The organism is Burkholderia sp. SRS-25 (assembly GCF_004343765.1).
GTDB lineage: Bacteria > Pseudomonadota > Gammaproteobacteria > Burkholderiales > Burkholderiaceae > Burkholderia > Burkholderia contaminans.
Genome location: NZ_PTXM01000005.1, coordinates 306,216 through 321,827, shown reverse-complemented (window position 1 = coordinate 321,827; position 15,612 = coordinate 306,216). Strand labels below are relative to the sequence as shown.

18 protein-coding genes are annotated in these 15,612 nt (G+C 66.5%); 12 read left to right on the top strand and 6 right to left on the bottom strand.

The window, feature by feature from the left end; translation table 11 throughout:
- The first annotated feature begins 62 nt into the window (after nucleotides 1-62).
- Nucleotides 63-689 (top strand): hypothetical protein, encoded by a 627-nt coding sequence (locus C5O79_RS07995; protein WP_122473867.1) that lies wholly within the window; start codon nucleotides 63-65, stop codon nucleotides 687-689.
- Between the two features lie 431 nt (nucleotides 690-1,120).
- On the opposite strand, the gene C5O79_RS07990 is transcribed toward C5O79_RS07995, so the two are convergent.
- Nucleotides 1,121-1,864 (bottom strand): DUF695 domain-containing protein, encoded by a 744-nt coding sequence (locus C5O79_RS07990; protein ID WP_122473868.1) that lies wholly within the window; start codon nucleotides 1,862-1,864, stop codon nucleotides 1,121-1,123.
- Nucleotides 1,865-1,950: 86 nt separating this feature from the next.
- Between C5O79_RS07990 and C5O79_RS07985 the strand changes: the two genes are divergently transcribed.
- From C5O79_RS07985 to C5O79_RS07965, 5 genes are all read left to right on the top strand, one after another.
- Nucleotides 1,951-2,208 carry a hypothetical protein gene (locus tag C5O79_RS07985; protein ID WP_046545625.1) on the top strand — a complete coding sequence of 86 codons (258 nt, stop codon included), beginning with the start codon at nucleotides 1,951-1,953 and terminating at the stop codon, nucleotides 2,206-2,208.
- 172 nt (nucleotides 2,209-2,380) lie between these two features.
- Nucleotides 2,381-2,689, top strand: a complete 309-nt coding sequence (locus C5O79_RS07980) for a phosphatidylserine/phosphatidylglycerophosphate/cardiolipin synthase (RefSeq protein ID WP_046546333.1) — start codon at nucleotides 2,381-2,383, stop codon at nucleotides 2,687-2,689.
- A gap of 208 nt (nucleotides 2,690-2,897) precedes the next feature.
- Nucleotides 2,898-3,140: a hypothetical protein gene (locus C5O79_RS07975; RefSeq protein ID WP_081421135.1), complete on the top strand. Its 243-nt coding sequence runs from the start codon at nucleotides 2,898-2,900 to the stop codon at nucleotides 3,138-3,140.
- A 178-nt stretch (nucleotides 3,141-3,318) separates the two neighbouring features.
- A complete protein-coding gene (locus C5O79_RS07970; RefSeq protein WP_046546334.1) occupies nucleotides 3,319-3,861 on the top strand; it encodes a hypothetical protein in 543 nt (180 codons plus the stop codon).
- 160 nt (nucleotides 3,862-4,021) lie between these two features.
- The gene (locus tag C5O79_RS07965) at nucleotides 4,022-4,495 is read left to right on the top strand and encodes a VOC family protein (RefSeq protein ID WP_122473869.1); all 474 of its coding nucleotides are present in this window, start codon (nucleotides 4,022-4,024) and stop codon (nucleotides 4,493-4,495) included.
- An 86-nt stretch (nucleotides 4,496-4,581) separates the two neighbouring features.
- Here the strand turns inward: C5O79_RS07965 and C5O79_RS07960 are convergent, their stop codons facing one another.
- A complete protein-coding gene (locus C5O79_RS07960) occupies nucleotides 4,582-5,553 on the bottom strand; it encodes a sensor domain-containing diguanylate cyclase (RefSeq protein ID WP_122473870.1) in 972 nt (323 codons plus the stop codon).
- Nucleotides 5,554-5,817: 264 nt separating this feature from the next.
- On the opposite strand from C5O79_RS07960, the gene C5O79_RS38515 reads away from it, so the two are divergent.
- Nucleotides 5,818-6,036 carry a hypothetical protein gene (locus C5O79_RS38515; RefSeq protein ID WP_082138547.1) on the top strand — a complete coding sequence of 73 codons (219 nt, stop codon included), beginning with the start codon at nucleotides 5,818-5,820 and terminating at the stop codon, nucleotides 6,034-6,036.
- A 107-nt stretch (nucleotides 6,037-6,143) separates the two neighbouring features.
- Here the strand turns inward: C5O79_RS38515 and C5O79_RS07950 are convergent, their stop codons facing one another.
- Both C5O79_RS07950 and C5O79_RS07945 read right to left on the bottom strand, forming a co-directional pair.
- The gene (locus tag C5O79_RS07950) at nucleotides 6,144-6,767 is read right to left on the bottom strand and encodes a phospholipase D family protein (protein ID WP_039358796.1); all 624 of its coding nucleotides are present in this window, start codon (nucleotides 6,765-6,767) and stop codon (nucleotides 6,144-6,146) included.
- Nucleotides 6,768-7,107: 340 nt separating this feature from the next.
- Entirely contained in the window at nucleotides 7,108-7,596 is a 489-nt protein-coding gene (locus C5O79_RS07945) for a helix-turn-helix domain-containing protein (protein ID WP_046545629.1), read from the bottom strand.
- Between the two features lie 178 nt (nucleotides 7,597-7,774).
- On the opposite strand from C5O79_RS07945, the gene C5O79_RS07940 reads away from it, so the two are divergent.
- Both C5O79_RS07940 and C5O79_RS07935 read left to right on the top strand, forming a co-directional pair.
- Entirely contained in the window at nucleotides 7,775-8,212 is a 438-nt protein-coding gene (locus tag C5O79_RS07940) for a PaaI family thioesterase (RefSeq protein ID WP_046545630.1), read from the top strand.
- A gap of 147 nt (nucleotides 8,213-8,359) precedes the next feature.
- Nucleotides 8,360-9,412 carry an NADP(H)-dependent aldo-keto reductase gene (locus tag C5O79_RS07935; protein WP_046545631.1) on the top strand — a complete coding sequence of 351 codons (1,053 nt, stop codon included), beginning with the start codon at nucleotides 8,360-8,362 and terminating at the stop codon, nucleotides 9,410-9,412.
- Nucleotides 9,413-9,489: 77 nt separating this feature from the next.
- Here C5O79_RS07935 and C5O79_RS07930 read toward each other — a convergent pair whose 3' ends face one another.
- Together C5O79_RS07930 and C5O79_RS07925 are read right to left on the bottom strand one after the other, a co-directional pair.
- A complete protein-coding gene (locus C5O79_RS07930; protein ID WP_046545632.1) occupies nucleotides 9,490-10,776 on the bottom strand; it encodes an MFS transporter in 1,287 nt (428 codons plus the stop codon).
- Nucleotides 10,777-10,811: 35 nt separating this feature from the next.
- On the bottom strand, nucleotides 10,812-12,233 hold the full coding sequence (locus C5O79_RS07925) for a M20 family metallopeptidase (RefSeq protein ID WP_122473871.1): 1,422 nt from the start codon (nucleotides 12,231-12,233) through the stop codon (nucleotides 10,812-10,814).
- Nucleotides 12,234-12,399: 166 nt separating this feature from the next.
- Between C5O79_RS07925 and C5O79_RS07920 the strand changes: the two genes are divergently transcribed.
- From C5O79_RS07920 to C5O79_RS07910, 3 genes are all read left to right on the top strand, one after another.
- On the top strand, nucleotides 12,400-13,353 hold the full coding sequence (locus C5O79_RS07920; RefSeq protein ID WP_047850941.1) for a LysR family transcriptional regulator: 954 nt from the start codon (nucleotides 12,400-12,402) through the stop codon (nucleotides 13,351-13,353).
- 64 nt (nucleotides 13,354-13,417) lie between these two features.
- Nucleotides 13,418-14,545 (top strand): tRNA 2-selenouridine(34) synthase MnmH, encoded by a 1,128-nt coding sequence (gene mnmH / locus C5O79_RS07915; RefSeq protein ID WP_046545635.1) that lies wholly within the window; start codon nucleotides 13,418-13,420, stop codon nucleotides 14,543-14,545.
- Nucleotides 14,542-15,600 (top strand): permease, encoded by a 1,059-nt coding sequence (locus C5O79_RS07910; protein ID WP_122473872.1) that lies wholly within the window; start codon nucleotides 14,542-14,544, stop codon nucleotides 15,598-15,600. Before mnmH ends, C5O79_RS07910 begins: the two co-directional genes overlap by 4 nt.
- The last annotated feature ends 12 nt before the right edge of the window (nucleotides 15,601-15,612 follow it).

The window sequence follows — 15,612 nt, the reverse complement described above, 5'->3', positions numbered from 1 at the left end:
CCGGAAACTGCGCCCGGGCCTGAAAATATCCGATTGAATTAAAACAAAATAAAACTCCAGACATGAAAAGAAGAACGCTGTTGACGGCGGGCGCGGTCATTGTCGCCGCGGGGCTGACAGGCTGCACTGCAATGCTGTTCGAAGACGGCCAATACGAAGAGACAGTCGACCGATTTCTCGTCAGCGAAGACGGCAAGAAATTCGTCGTGCTCGGCACGAAATATCACTACATCTTGGATACGCCGGAGCATCTCGGCGCCGTACTGGCATCGCCTTACCGGAAGTCGATCAATGCGTCGCTATATGGGTTCGTCGCGCAGGGCAGCAAGATCTCTGGCAAGTTCTCGCTGCGGCTCCACCGCAGTGACATGACCGAGGAGGATCGGGACCGCGCGCTGGAGGACGGCTTCACGAAGCTCGGAAGCGTAGATCTGGAGATGAAGGGTGCGCTGGCCGGATCGCGCTATCTCGCCGATGGTTTTGCGCAGGGCAAGACGTGGTCGTCGTTTACGCATTCGTACAAGATCCAGGTCACCGACCGCATCACGTCGGCGGGCAAGGCCGTGCGCGTGCTCGCGACGCCTGTCACGCTTGCGGCTGACGGCGTGATGATGATCGGGGCCGTGGTGCTGTCGCCCATCATTGTGGTGATGCTTGCGCCGGTGGCGGGCGTTGCGCTCGGACCGTGACACGATCCGCGCGGCGCGCGGGCGAACCAATTGCTGCAGCATTGTCACCAAATGGTGAGTTGCCGCACAGATCATTGCGCGGCCCACGCTCACAATTTGGCCGGTTGACCGTTCTTCCCCGGCCCGGTCAACCATTTCCCCGCTCGCTCGCGCAGGAGCGGGGGCTTTTTGCCCGTCCGACGTGGGAAGGGTGCGTCGACGGAACCGGACAGGCGTCCGGCGGGCGGCGTGATCGCATCGATTGCGCGCCCCGGCATCCGTTCGCCTGATCCGCACGAATCGCTTTCCTCGTGCCTGAGCGAACCCTCAGGCCCATCGCCGGTTTAGGCCGGTGATGCCTTGGTCCCGGCGGCGCGCAAGCATGCCGCCGGGATATTTTTTGCGCCGGATGCGTTGCATCCACATGTCGCACGGCGGGCACGCAGCCCCGCTCAGCCAGCCTGTTCGACGCTGGTTTCCCATCCGTCGTAATTCCCTCCGAGTGCACGCACTTCGTGGTTGATCGCGATCGTGTGGCGCGTGATGTCGGCGAGCGCCATGGTGCCTTCATGTGAAAACCGGACGGCCGACTTGCCGTCCTCGGTGGGCGCAACCGATTCGACCGGATAGCCTTTCGATTCGGCCCAGTCCGCGAACTGATGCGCGTCGCTCGGGTCGGGGAAGTACGCCCAGTGCATCACGCGCCGGCTTATGTCGCTGGCGTCGCCTTTCTTCCGCAATTCATCCAGCACGCGCATGTCGCGCATGATCAGCCAGTCGTCGTCGGTCGGGTAGAGCGTCTGCCAGTACGCTTCCTTGTCTGGATCGTCCTGGTGCGCGTACTGCAGTGCGTAAGTCGTCTGATCGGCCAGCGCATCGACGATCTCCGTCGCTGCCTCTTCGTCGAACGGCACGTAGAAAAGGAAATCCTTGTGGCCGTCGACGGTGATGCGGCCAACCTGCACGCCACCTTTCGCGGTGATCGTGGCGTCGAGCAAATCCTCGATCTGCGCGAGACCGGCGAATTCGTCGCCGGTCGGCAGGCCTTCCTGCGTCGGATGCGCAAAGGGGACGCGCACGCTGAGCAGCGATGTGCGCGGATCGCCTTCGGCGATTTCCGCAAAGCTGTGGTTGAAGCTGATGAAAGCCTGATGGTCGCCCATTCTGGCAGGGAAGGTTCCCCAGGCGTCGGTCATGTGTTTCTCCCGTGCACGATTGTCTGTTGACGGTTGTAAAGCGTCCCAATGTATCATCGAAAATCGCGTGGGCCGGAGAAGCGCAGATGATCGCGAGTCTGGGCATCCTGGTGCCGGTCGAAGACGACCGCTTCCGGGCGGTGGTGGATTTCTGTCGGTTGGCGCTCGCGCTGCCGGTGCATGCCGAAGGCGTGTCGGCTGCGGGGAATCCGTGGCGTCGCTTTGTCGTGGATGGGGCGACGCTGACCATCCATACGGGTAGCGGTGGCAAGTTTCCGTACCCTGAGTTTCGTCCGACCGGCCATGGCATTGCGCTGGCCATCGAAGTGGCGCATGTCTCGTAAGCCGTCGCGCGACTTGAGTCGTGTCGCGTCAGTATCCTGAACGAATGGGACTACGGCGACGGCACGATCGAGATTTCCGTGGCGGATCCGGCGGGAAACGTCTGCGAGATATGGGGCCATCCGTGACCGCGCATCGGTACGGTGGGCCGCAAAAAATTCGAAGGAGATGCCGATGTCGATGTTTGCGGTGAATGGCGTGCGAATCGATCCGCTCAGCGCGCGCGTGACGCACGTGCGCTGGGCGGCCGTGAATCCGGCCGACCGGTCGTGGGCGGCGACGCCAAGCGAAGCGCCGGTGGCGGACGTGGCGCGTGCGCTCGCGTCCGGAAACGATGTCCGCGCAATCTTCTCGGCATCGGACGCCACCGCGATCGGGCCCAGGCTGAAGCGCGTGCTGTATCGCGATGCATCGGAAGGCATCGAACTCGACATCGATGCAACGAACGAGTCGCGCACTTTGCGCGACCTGCCGCAAATCTGACCCGCGCGGCATGCGCCAGCGACAGGGCGTGCCGCCGCATGAATGGCGGCACCTGGCCGAATGGCCGCTCGCGCGACGTCGATCGCGAGGAGTAGTATTGGATGACCGTCATGCTGCATTGGCGGTTGCGCCGAACGGTCTGACGGGGCACGTGATCTCGAGCGAGCCCGTTTTACCGGAAGCGAGCATCGCAAACGCGTACGAGATCATGTCCAGACCGCTCATCGCCCTGTTGGCATCCGTTCTTTGTCTGGCGCTGTGGTCTTGTCAGACGGTGCCCGAGCCGCCTGCGCTGCCATCGCCCGACACCGCGTCGGCTGCCGCTGCCGTTCCGGCATCGTCGCCGTCCGAGCCGATCCGTGGCGTCGGCCAGGCACCTCATCTGGCAGGGCAGAGTCACTGGGCCATTGGTCAATGCACGACCAACGGCACCGTCAAGGTGTGCAACTGAACATGACCGATGCCGACGGAGTGTGGCCCGTTCCGCGCGGACGAAGGCGCGTTGTCGTGCGTCGATGCTTGCCTTCGTCGATCCCGATCATTTCCTGTCGACAGGCGGCCCGTCTTGGGGTGTCGATAGAATGTCCGACCTCGATGAGCCGGTTGTCGTCGATGTGAGCGATTGCGCAATGAACGACGAAAGCGAAACCACCGATTCCGGCTGGCACGTCGATCCCGACGCGGGAACCGTCGTCGGCCAGTTGCCGATGACGCTGGCGGTCGACGGCCGGAGCCTGAGACGAAGGGCGATCGTGTGCGCGATACTGGCCGTGGCGAGCCTGTGCGGTTATGCGGCGGCTCCGGCGCTCTGGCCGGTGGCGGCACTGGCCGTGTTGCTGGCGCTGGCGGGGGCTGCCTTCTTCGTGTCGTCGCGGCGCAGGATGGCGCTGCGTGTCGACGAGACGGGCTTCAGGCTGATCGGAGCTTTGCGCGAGCAACCCGTCACGCCGTGGCGCGACGTTACCGAATTCCGGATCATCAGCGTCGCCGGAAATCGCTACATCGGCTACCAGTTCTCGGCGCTTTCATCGCGCAACAAGGTACCGGGCGGCGTGATGCTGCCGATCGCCCGGTTTGCCGATCTGCCGCTCGATGCAGTGGCCGGATTGCTGGAGGCATGCCGCCGGCAGTTCGGCATACCGGGCAACGAGGCCGACCGAACGGGCCGATGACGCCGATGCGGGGAACCCGCGTGCGCCGATATCCGAGAAAACAAAAAATGTCGGGCGCCGTGTCGATTTCCGCCAGGTTCGTCCGTCGTAGCATCGGAGGCGTGCGCATCGCGCGTCCGTCCCGACTCCGATACGACAACCGACCGAAGGAGCGACACCCATGTCCACGTCCGTCAAACCGATCCCGGAAGGGATGCGCACACTGACGCCGCACCTGATCTGCGCCGGCGCAACAGCGGCCATCGACTTCTACAAGCGCGCGTTCAATGCAAACGAACAGTTTCGCCTCTCGATGCCCGACGGCCGGCTCGCGCACGCGTGCCTCGTGATTGGCGATTCGACACTGATGCTGGTGGATGAAATGCCTGAGCACGGCGCACTCGGGCCGAAGGCACTGAAAGGCACGCCGGTCTGCCTGCACCTGTACGTGCCGGACACCGACGCGGCGATCGCGAAGGCGGTCGCGGCCGGCGCGACGGTCACGATTCCGGCTGCCGACATGTTCTGGGGCGATCGCTACGGACAGGTCGAGGATCCGTTCGGCCATCGCTGGTCGCTCGCGACGCATCAGCGCGACCTGACGCCCGAGCAGATCGCGGAGGCCATGGCCAGCGCGCCGCCGTGCGGAAGCTGACGCAACCACGCAACGGCAGTTGAGCGGCAGGGGGCGGCAGGCGCTTGCGCCCGGGCCGTCCGCGCTTACGCCCGGGCCGTCCGCGCTTACGCACCAGCCGTCTTGCCGCGCTGCTTGTCCTCGTACATCCGTCGATCGGCCGAGGCGAGCAGGTCGGCCACGTCGCGATGGTGTGCGGGATCGTAGTCGACATGTCCGACGCTGAACCGGATGTCGTAGCCGCGTGCGTCGGCCGCGTTGCGCAGCGCGAGCGCGCGCGTCACGCGTTCGACCGGCTCGGCGACGTCGGCCGGATCGGTGGCGCTCAGCAGCACGACGAATTCGTCGCCGCCAAGCCGGGCGATCACGTCGCTGTCGCGCAGTGCGCCCGTCAGCGTGTCGGCGAAGGCCTTGAGCGCGTGGTCGCCTTCGGCGTGGCCGAAGCGGTCGTTGATCGACTTGAAATCGTTCAGGTCGAAAAACAGCAGCACCGCGTGACGGTCGAGGCGACTGCACAGACTCAGCACGTGGCGGGCGAGAATCTCAAAGCCGCGCCGGTTGGTCAGTTGCGTGAGTTCGTCGGTGGTCGCGAAATGCAGCGCGGCGATCTCGCGCTCGGTCATGTGGGCCAGATCGCCGAGCAGCGCGAGCTCGTCGGGTTCGAGCGAGCGCGGCCGCGTGTCGATCAGGCAAAGCGTGCCGATGGGTGCGCCGTTCGGTGCCGTGAGCGGTCGACCGGCGTAGAAGCGGATCCCGGGCGCGCCGGTAACGAGCGGATTGTCGTGGAAGCGATTGTCGTTCAACGCATCCTGGATCACCATCGTATTGCCCTCGAGCAGCGCATGGGCGCAAAACGACACGTCGCGCGACGTTTGCTTGACGTCGAGCCCCGCATGGCTCTTGAACCACTGGCGATCGTCGTCGACGAGGCTGACGAGGGCGATCGGTACGTCGAACAGCCTGCGTGCGAGACGCGTCAGGCGATCGAAGCGCTCTTCGGGCGGGGTGTCGAGGATCGAGAGCGAATGAAGCGTATCGAGCCGGGCCGCCTCGTCGGTCGGTTTCGGTGCGATTTGCATGGGCCTAGTCTTTTGTCCCGGCTGCGAGGCCGGTTACGGGATCGTATGTCGGACAGTATCGCGCATTGTTCGGCGCATCGCCACGTTGCAAATCCGCCGACCGGTGGTTTCGCCTCGGCACGAATCGATGCAGATGGGGGGAGAAGCGGGCGTCATGGGTCCGCGTTTCGCACCGATGCGCAATCGGAGGCGCGGTACCTCAAGGTGCCTGGCGCAGTGCCGTAAACAGGGCGAGTCCATTCGTTCATCGCTACCCATCGCACCATGGTTCGATTTCTGTACGCGGGCTACCTCGCGTTTGCGCTGTATCTTCTTTATCCGATGGTTCAGAACACGCTGGCATTCGGCGTCGTTTGCGTGAGCAGCGCGCTGCCCGGCGGCTCGCCGACGTCTTCGGCAAGCGGCGCGAGCGGACAGACGAATCGCTGTGCGCCGACGACGCACGCCGGTGCGGCGAACGGGCGGACGCCCGACATCCATTGATGTGTGGCGCCGCGCTGGCCATTCGGCTGAATTGAGCTTCGCGCCGCGCTCGCCGATCATCGGCAACACGGCGGATCGAACCCGGGGCGAGCACCCCGCGGCCTGCGTCAGTAGCTGGAGCGGTACGGCGTGCCCTGGTCGAAGCGGCTTTGCCAGTGCGTGAGATAACGTGACGCGAGTTGCGGGTTGTTCCACACCACGACGACGTTCTCGGAATTGCGGCTGGCCGCCGATGCGCTGTAGTTGAACGACCCCGTTTCGACGTGCTCGGCGTCGATCACGAGATACTTGTCGTGATGGATCGCATAGGCGTCGATCGTCCGCGTCGGAATGCCGGCGTTGACGAGCAGGTTCAACGCCTGCTTGCTGCTCTTTGCGCGATTGCCCTTGTCGTCGACGACCACCGCGACATTCACGCCGCGTCGCTTGGCGGCGAGCAGTGCGCGTGTGACAGGCGGCGACGTGAACGAATATGCGGCGACGCGGATCGAGCTGCGCGCGGCGCCGATCGCTTTCAGCACGAGCGCTTCAGCACCGCCGTCGGGCGAAAACGCCGACTCGACGACCTGTGTCGCGGGTGCTTCGTGGGTGGGGGCCGGCAGCCAACGCGACACGAGGTCGATCGCCTGCTGGAGCAGTGATTCACTTTGCGTCTTGCCGAAAGCGGCGAACGGAGTGGCGAGCAGGGAGGCGGCGAGACAGGCAGCGGCGAGGCGATTGCGCAACAACATCTTGGACAGCGAACAATTTCGAGACAGCGGGCCGTGAGTGTAACGCAGACGTGGCGGCCCGGTCACGCGCGGATGAGACGGGATGAGTCACCGCGATGACCGCGATGGCAGAGGCGGTGACGCAAAGTTGCGTTGTGCGGGATTCGAGTGCGTGATCGGGTTGATCAGTGGATGCGGGCGATAGCAGCGCGTGATTGCGCGTGCGCTGATGGCGGAGTGGGAGAGTTTGAGCCCTGCGCGAGTGCAGCCGGGCGGGCTCGGCGCAGCACGCAACAGCAACGCGAGTCCGACTAACGATCCGTGTGCGTCACGCATTCATTCATGGATGCACGACGCCGCATCAATGCTCGTCCGCGGGCGCCCCGGCTGCCTCGGCTGCGATCCAACCGGGGCCACGCTCCGGCTGCACGTCGCGCGCGTCGAGCGGTTCGCCGCACGCGGAGCATACGGTGACCGCATGCATCAGATGGCCGCAAGTGCGGTGACGCAGCTGTACCGGCGGCCCCTGGCCGTCGTCTTTCCAGCGGTCGCCCCACGCAGTCAGCGCGAGCAGGGTCGGGTAGAGGTCGAGCCCCTTGTCCGTCAGCCGGTATTCGAACCGCGGCGGCCGCTCCTGATACGCGCGCTTGACCAGCACGCCTTCGTCAACGAGTCGCGCGAGCCGCTCGGCCAGCACGTGGCGCGTGAGGCCCAACTGGGTCTGGAACGCGTCGAAGCGGCGGCAGCCGAGGAACGCGTTGCGGAGGATCAGCATGGTCCAGCGGTCGCCGAGCACGGCGAGCGTACGCGCGACCGAACAGTTCAGCGTGCCGATGTCATCCCATTTCATCGTCGAGTCTCTTGCATCCTTTGCGGCGGTTCAGCGAAATAGTGGGTTCGATTATAGAACCCGTCTTCGGTTGCAACGGGCCTGGCCACGTTGACAACGGCATCGGTCGTTGTCAATAATGAGTTCCAATTTAGAACTTACTCGCGCGGTGACGCGCTTTCAACCCGGAGACAACCCGATGAACCCGCTTTCCTTGTCTGGTCTCGATCTGCTGCGCGCGGCGGTATCGGGTGATGCGCCGCTCGCATCGATTTCCGAGACGATCCCGATGCGTCCGCTCGACGTCGAGCTCGGTTATGTGAAATTTTCGGCGCGGGCGGACGGCCGGCATTTGAATCCGCTCGGCGGCGTGCACGGCGGGTTCGCCGCGACGGTGCTCGACTCGGTCACCGGGTGTGCGGTGCATTCGATGCTGGATGCGGGCGTCGGCTACGGCACGGTCGATCTGCATGTGAAGATGCTGCGGCCCGTGCCGCGCGATGCCGACCTGGTCGCGGAAGGGCGTGTGATTCACCTGTCGCGCTCGCTGGGCGTCGCGGAGGGCACGCTGAAGACCGCGGACGACAAGATCGTCGCGCATGCGTCGGCAACCTGCTTCATCCAGCGGCCGCAGTAACCGCGGGCGGCGGCGCCATCGTCCGGGCCGGCGCGTGAACCTTCTTGCCGGTGCAGAAGGCCGCCTGTAAGCGTAGGCGGAGCCTGTCTGAAGCGGTCGCTTCAATGTGATAGCGTTCCTGCTTTCCACCGACGCGACAGGAACAGCATGGAATACCGCACACTTGGCGATTCGGGCATCGAGGTCAGCCTGATCGGCCTGGGCACGATGACGTGGGGCGAGCAGAATTCGGAGCGCGATGCGCACGAGCAGATCGACTACGCGATCGGGCAGGGCGTCACGCTGATCGATGCCGCGGAGATGTATCCGGTGCCGCCGAAACCCGATACGCAGGGGCGCACCGAGGCGTTCATCGGCACCTGGCTCGCACAGCATCGCGCGCAACGCGAGCACATCGTGCTCGCGACGAAAATCGCCGGGCCGGCGCGGCAGCCGCACAATCCGCGCCATATCCGCGGCGAAGGCAACCAGTTCGACCGCAAGAACCTGACCGAAGCGCTCGACGGCAGCCTCAAGCGCTTGCAGACCGACTACGTCGATCTCTACCAGCTGCACTGGCCCGATCGCAGCACGACGACGTTCGGCCGTCCCGCCTATCCGTGGGTCGACGACGCCTATACGGTGCCGATCGAGGAAACGCTCGGCGTGCTCGCGGAATTCGTGAAGGCCGGCAAGGTGCGCGCGATCGGCGTGTCGAACGAAACGCCGTGGGGCGTCGCGCAGTTCCTGCGCGCGGCCGAGAAGCTCGGGCTGCCGCGGATCGCGAGCATCCAGAATCCGTACAGCCTGCTGAACCGCACGTTCGAGAACGGGCTGTCGGAATTCACGCACCGCGACGGCGTCGGCCTGCTCGCGTATTCGCCGCTCGCGTTCGGCTGGCTGTCCGGCAAGTACGAGAACGGCGCGCGTCCGGCCGGCGCACGCATCACGTTGTTCGAACGCTTCCAGCGCTACAGCAAGCCGCAGGCCGTCGAGGCGACGTCGCGCTATGTCGCGCTCGCGCGGCGTCACGGGCTGTCGCCCGCGCAACTCGCGCTTGCGTTCGTCAACGGCCGGCCGTTCACGCGCAGCAACTTGGTCGGGGCGACGTCACTCGAGCAGTTGAAGGAGAACATCGGCAGCGTCGACGTGAAGCTGTCCGACGAGGTCCTCGCCGAGATCGACGCGCTGCACGAACTGCAGCCGAACCCTGCGCCGTAAATGGCGCACGGCCCGCGCGGCAGCGATGCCGCGACGGGCCGCACCGGCGGCGCAGCCCTGCACCGCCGTTTCTTCCGTTATCGCATCTTGAGCCGAGTGCGCGCGACGAACAGCGCAGCGAGACTCAGCAGCGCGCAGCCCATCAGATAGAGCGCCGGCGACAGCCGGTTGCCGGTCGCGCTGATCAGCCAGGTGATGACGAACGGAGCGAAACCGCCGAACAGCGTGACCCCCGTGTTGTAGCTGACCGCGAGCCCGGTTGCGCGGGTCTGCGACGGGAACAGCTCGGCCATCAGCGCCGGCAGCGCGCCGCAGTACATCGCCTTCAGCGCACCGATCCAGACCAGCGCGGCGAGCATCGTCGCGAACGACGCGTGACGCGTGAGCCACGCGAACGTCGGGTACACGGTGACGAGCATCAGGACCGCCGCGACCGCCATCATGCGGATCCGCCCGGTGCGATCCGACAGGTGGCCGACGATCGGCGTGACGAGCGTGAGCACGAAGCCGGTCGCGAGCGTGGCCGCGAAGCCCGTCGATGCGGGCAACCCGAGTTGCTTGATCGCGTAAGTCGGCATGTACAGGATCATGTAGTTGATCGCGGTCGAGATGACGAGCGCGCCGATCGACAGCAGCACCCGCACCTTTTGCTCCGCGAACAGCTCGCGCACGGGTGCTTCCGAGCGTGCCTGCGTCTTGAACTCGACGCCTTCGTCGACGTAGCGGCGGATGTACAGCCCGACCGGGCCGATCGCGAGCCCGAACAGGAACGGAACGCGCCAGCCCCAGCTTTCGAGTTGCGCGGTCGTCAGCGTGGATGTCAGCAACGCGCCGAAGCCCGATGCGAGCAGCGTCGCGAGGCCCTGGCTTGCGAACTGCCAGCTGGACATGAACCCGCGCCGCTGCGGTGCGTGCTCGACGAGGAACGCGGTCGAGCTCGCGAATTCGCCGCCCGCGGAAAAGCCCTGCATCAGCCGCGACAGCATGATCCCGAGTGGCGCGAGTATGCCGATCGACGCGTAGGTCGGCATCAGCGCAATCAGCAGCGTGCCGGCCATCATCATCGCGATCGACAGCAGCAGCGACGCCTTGCGGCCCGCGCGATCCGCGTACGCACCGAGCACGAAGCCGCCGATCGGCCGGATCAGGTAGGACAGCCCGAACGTGCCGAGCGTAAGCATCAGCGACGTCGCTTCGCTGGTGGAGGGGAAGAACAGCTTGGCGATCGTGACCGCGAAGAAGCCGTAGACGATCAGGTCGAACCATTCGAGTGCGTTGCCGATCGACGCCGCGAAGATGATGCGCCGGATCTTCGCGGCGCTGGGGCGGGCGGCTTCCTGCGAGGTCAGGGTGGTCGTATTCATCGTGTATGCAGGTCCCGTGAAAGGGGCGAAGCGCGTTACAGGGCGGCGCCGGCAGCGGCGGGCGCCGCGCGGCGAACGGTCGGCGCGTCGTCGCCGAGATCCCAGAAGAGGCCGGCCATCATCTGCAGCCCCTCGCTGACGACGCTCGCGAGCAGGTGCTCGTCCGGTGCGTGCTGCGAGCACGCCGGGTACGAGTGCGGCACCCACAGCGTCGGCAGCCCGAGCGTGTCGGCGAACACTTCGTTCGGCAGCGTGCCGCCGAGATTCGGCAGGATCGCGGGCTTCTTGCCGGTGGTCCGCGCGAGCGACGCGACGGCCCAGCGGACCCACGGATCGTCCGGCGGCACGCGCGTCGCCGGTGCGCCGCGTTCGACGTCGATCTCGATGTCGGCGAAGCCGTGCGCGTCGAGGTGCGTGCGCAGATGCGCGTGCAGCGCTTCCCAGTCGGTGCCGACGACGAAGCGCAACTGGCAGTGCGCGTACGCGGCGGGCGGGATCGCATTGACGGGGTGCTCGGGGTTGCCGGCCTTGAACGCGAGGATCTCGAACGTGTTCCAGCCGAACACGCGCTCGGGCGCGGTGAGGCCGGGCTCGCCCCAGTCGGCGTCGAGCGCCGGATCGCCGGGGCCGCCGCCGACGGAGAGGTCGGCCAGTGCATCGCGCACGGCGGCCGGGATCGGCGGCGGACGCAACCCCGCGACGCGAATCGCGCCGCGTGCGTCGACGAGGCTCGCGAGCGCATGCGCGAGCACGATCGCCGGATTGCGCAGCAGCCCGCCCCAGTTGCCGGAGTGATGTGCGCCATCGCGGGCGCGCAGGCTCAGCTTGAAATTGACCGAGCCGCGCGAACCGAGGAATACCGTGGGGCGCGCGGCGGCGATGCGCGGGCCGTCGGACGCGATCAGCACGTCGGCCGCGAGTGCGTCGCGCTCCTGGCGGCACAGCGCGTCGAGGCCCGGCGAACCCGTTTCCTCGCCCATCTCGATCAGCAGCTTCGCGTTGAAGCCGAGCCGGCCGCCGCGCGCGTCGAGCACGCTCGCCAGCGCGGCCAGGTTGATGGTGTGCTGGCCCTTGTTGTCGGCACTGCCGCGGCCGTACCAGCGGTCGCCGTCGGCCGTCAGCGTCCACGGCGACAACGGTGCGCGCCACTGCGCGTCGTAGCCGCGTACGACGTCGCCGTGGCCGTAGATCAGCACGGTCGGCAGCGCGTCGTCTTCGTGGCGCGAGGCGAGCAGGAACGGGCCGCCGCCGTCGACGGGATTGTCGACGATCCGCGACGTGAAGCCGAGGCGCGCGGCTTCGGGGGCGATCTCGTCGGTCAGGTAGGCGCGCAGTGCGGCACCGTTGCCGCTTTCCTGGCTTTCGGTGCGCAGGCCGACGCGGCGGCTCAGGGTCGTGAAGAACGCACCGGATTTGAACTGGTTCAGCGCGTGCTGGATGGCGGCGGTACGGCTCAAGTCGTGTCTCCTCTGACGGCTTCGCCGCATGCGCCGGATCGGGCATGCAGCGTGAAGTGCGATCGATTCTAGGAAGCCGTTTTTTTTGTCACAATGATCGAATTTCGAACCTTTCTTTGCCGAAAAGGCAAAGCGGCACGGCAGGCAGCCGGGCGGAGACAGAACGATGGCGGCTTTCCTGCATGGCCTGGCGTTGCGGTATTTCGTCGAAGTGGCGCGCACCGGCTCGATCAGCGACGCGTCCGCGCGGCTGCACGTGGCCGTATCGGCGATCAGCCGCCAGATCGCGAAACTGGAGAGCGAGCTTGGCGCACCGCTGTTCGAGCGCCGGCCGCGCGGGATGGCGTTGTCGGAGGCGGGCGAGCGGCTGCTGGCGTTCGCGCAGCGCAGCCTGCTGGAGGCCGAGCACGTGATGAAGGACATCGGCGGGCTCGATGCGCTGCACGGCAGCCTGCTGAAGATCGCGTGCTCGGAAGGGTTCGCGATCGACTTCCTGCCCGGCACGCTCGCCAGCTTCAAGGCGCGCCATCCGGGTGTCGATTTCTCCGTATGGGTGGTGTCGCCGGCGGACGCGACGCGGCGCGTGCGCGACGGCGATGTGGACATCGCTTTGAGCTTCAGCCTCGCGCCGGAGAAGGGCGTGCGCGTCGACCATACCGAGCGCGCGCCGATTTTCGCGCTGGTGCGGCACGACCATCCGCTCGCGACGCAGGAAGCAGTGTCGCTCGCCGATGTCGCGCGTCACCCGCACGTGCTGCCCGAGGCCGGCACGACGGTGCGCCAACTGATCGACATCGCGTGCGCACTCGACGGGCTGCTGCTCGAGCCCGAACTGACGAGCAACAACACGGCGGCGATGTACGGCTATGCGCGGCGCACGGGCGCGGTGATGTTCACGGGGCTGCTGTCGGTGCGGGACCGCTGCGCCGCGGACGGCTTCGTCGTCGTGCCCGTGACGAACCCGCAGCTACGCGAGCGCAGCATCCAGGTGCAGACGATGGCGGGGCGCGATCTGCCCGCGTCGGTTCGCGCGTTCCGCGACCATCTGATCGACGCGATGCAGGCCGCGTCGGCGCCGCCGACTGCCGCGCGCGGCCCGAGACGCCGGCCCGTGAGATAATCGTCAATCCGCCTTCCGCGCCCATGCGGCTCATCGAGCCGTATCGCCCCTGTTCGACGCCAAATTGAAGAACCTGATTGTCACCCTCGATCGCGCCGGCGAGTTCGACGAGATCATCGACGTGCGCACGCCGCTCGAGTTCGCCGAGGATCATATCCCCGGCGCGCTGAACGCGCCCGTGCTCAGCAACGAGGAGCGCGTGCTCGTCGGTACGATGTACCGCCAGGTATCGCCGTACGAGGCGACGCGCGTCGGCGCGGCGATGGTCGCGCGCAACATCGCGCGCCATCTCGACACGACATTCGCCGACCGGCCGCGCAACTGGCGGCCGCTGATCTACTGCTGGCGCGGCGGCAAGCGCTCGGGTTCGATGACGACCTGGTTCAACCTGATCGGCTGGAAGGCGCGCCAGCTCGATGGCGGCTACAAGGCGTACCGCCAGTCGGTGTGCGCGACGCTCGACTCGCTGCCGACGCGCTTTCGCTACATCGCGCTCGTCGGCCATACGGGCTGCGGCAAGACGCGCCTGCTGAACGCACTGCGCGACGTTGGCGCGCAGACGCTCGATCTCGAGGCGCTCGCGTGCCATCGCGGTTCGCTGCTCGGCGCGCTGCCGGGCAAGCCGCAACCGGCGCAGAAGGGGTTCGATTCAGGGCTCGTCGAAACACTCGGCCGTTTTGACCCCGAATGGCCGGTGTTCGTCGAGTCGGAAAGCCGCCGGATCGGGCTCGTGCAGTTGCCGATTGCGTTGATCGAAGCGTTTCACGCGGGGCCGTGGGTGCATGTCGACGCGGCGCACGACGAACGCATCGCATTCCTCCTCGACGATTACGCACACCTGTTCGATGAACCGGATGCGTTCAAGGCGCAGCTCCATCGGCTGATCGGCCTGCATAGCCGTGAACAGGTGATGCACTGGAAGGCGCTGATCGATGCGGACGCACGGGCCGAACTGTTCACCGAACTGATCGACAAGCATTACGATCCCGCCTATGCGCGCACCTATCGCGCGACGTACAACAAGCCGAACCGGGCGCTGACGTTCAGGTTCCGGCCCAACGCCGCCGATGGGCGCGACCAGGCGCGTGCGCTGCTGGCCGAACTCGCGCAAGCCGGGTTGCCCGCATCGGCCGCGCTCGCCGCAAGCGCGACATCCAAAACCGACCAAGACCAATCGACGACCACACGATGACAACCACACGCACCCAACCCAGTCCGGCCCTCGGCTGGATGACCTTCCTGCTGATCGCAGTCGCGGGCCTGTTCTATGTGAAATGGTTCCCGTACTACAACAAGGCGTTCGTGGCCGCCGAGCATCACTCGATCGGCCAGTCGATCCTAATGGGCTCGTCTGCGTCCGCGCCCGAGCCGTCGCTGAAGGCCGCGCTCGACTACGCGTGGGCATACGGCAAGGCGATCTGGCAGGCGATGGTGCTGGGCCTGCTGCTCGGTTCGGCGGTGCAGGCGCTGCTGCCCGCGCACTGGGTTGCGCGCGTGCTCGGCCGCACCGGCTTCGGCAGTGTCGCCGCGGGCGGCTTGCTGTCGCTGCCCGGCATGATGTGCACGTGCTGTGCGGCGCCGGTCGTCGCGGGTTTGCGTGCGCGCCAGGCATCGCCGGGCGGCGCGGTCGCGTTCTGGCTCGGCAACACGGTGCTGAACCCGGCGGCGCTGGTCTTCATGGGCTTCGTGCTCGGCTGGCACTGGAGTGCGCTGCGCCTCGTGCTCGGCATCGCGATGGTGTTCGGGATCGGCTATCTGCTGAACCGCATTGCACGTCCGGAAGACCGCAGCATCGACGATGCACAGCTCGCCGCGCTGGCGGCCGAGCAGGCTGCGGCCGGCAACCCGTTCGTTCGCTGGATGAAGCTGCTTGCGCGCATGGCCGTGCGGCTCGTGCCCGAATACATCGTGCTCGTGCTGCTGCTCGGCGCCGCGCGCGCGTGGCTGTTCCCGCATATCGGCCCGGACATCGGCAATCATCTCGGCTGGATCATCGCATTCGCGGTTGCGGGCATGCTGTTCGTGATCCCGACGGCCGGCGAGGTGCCGATCATCCAGGCAATGCTGTCGCTCGGCATGGGCGTCGGCCCGGCCGCCGCGCTGCTGATGACGCTGCCGCCGATCAGCGTGCCGTCGCTCGCGATGCTCGCACGTTCGTTCAAGCCCTACATGCTGGCCATCGTCGCGATCCTCGTCGTCGTGTTCGGGATCGCGAGCGGCCTGCTCGCGGTCGCGCTCGGGTTCTGACGCGCGCGAGCG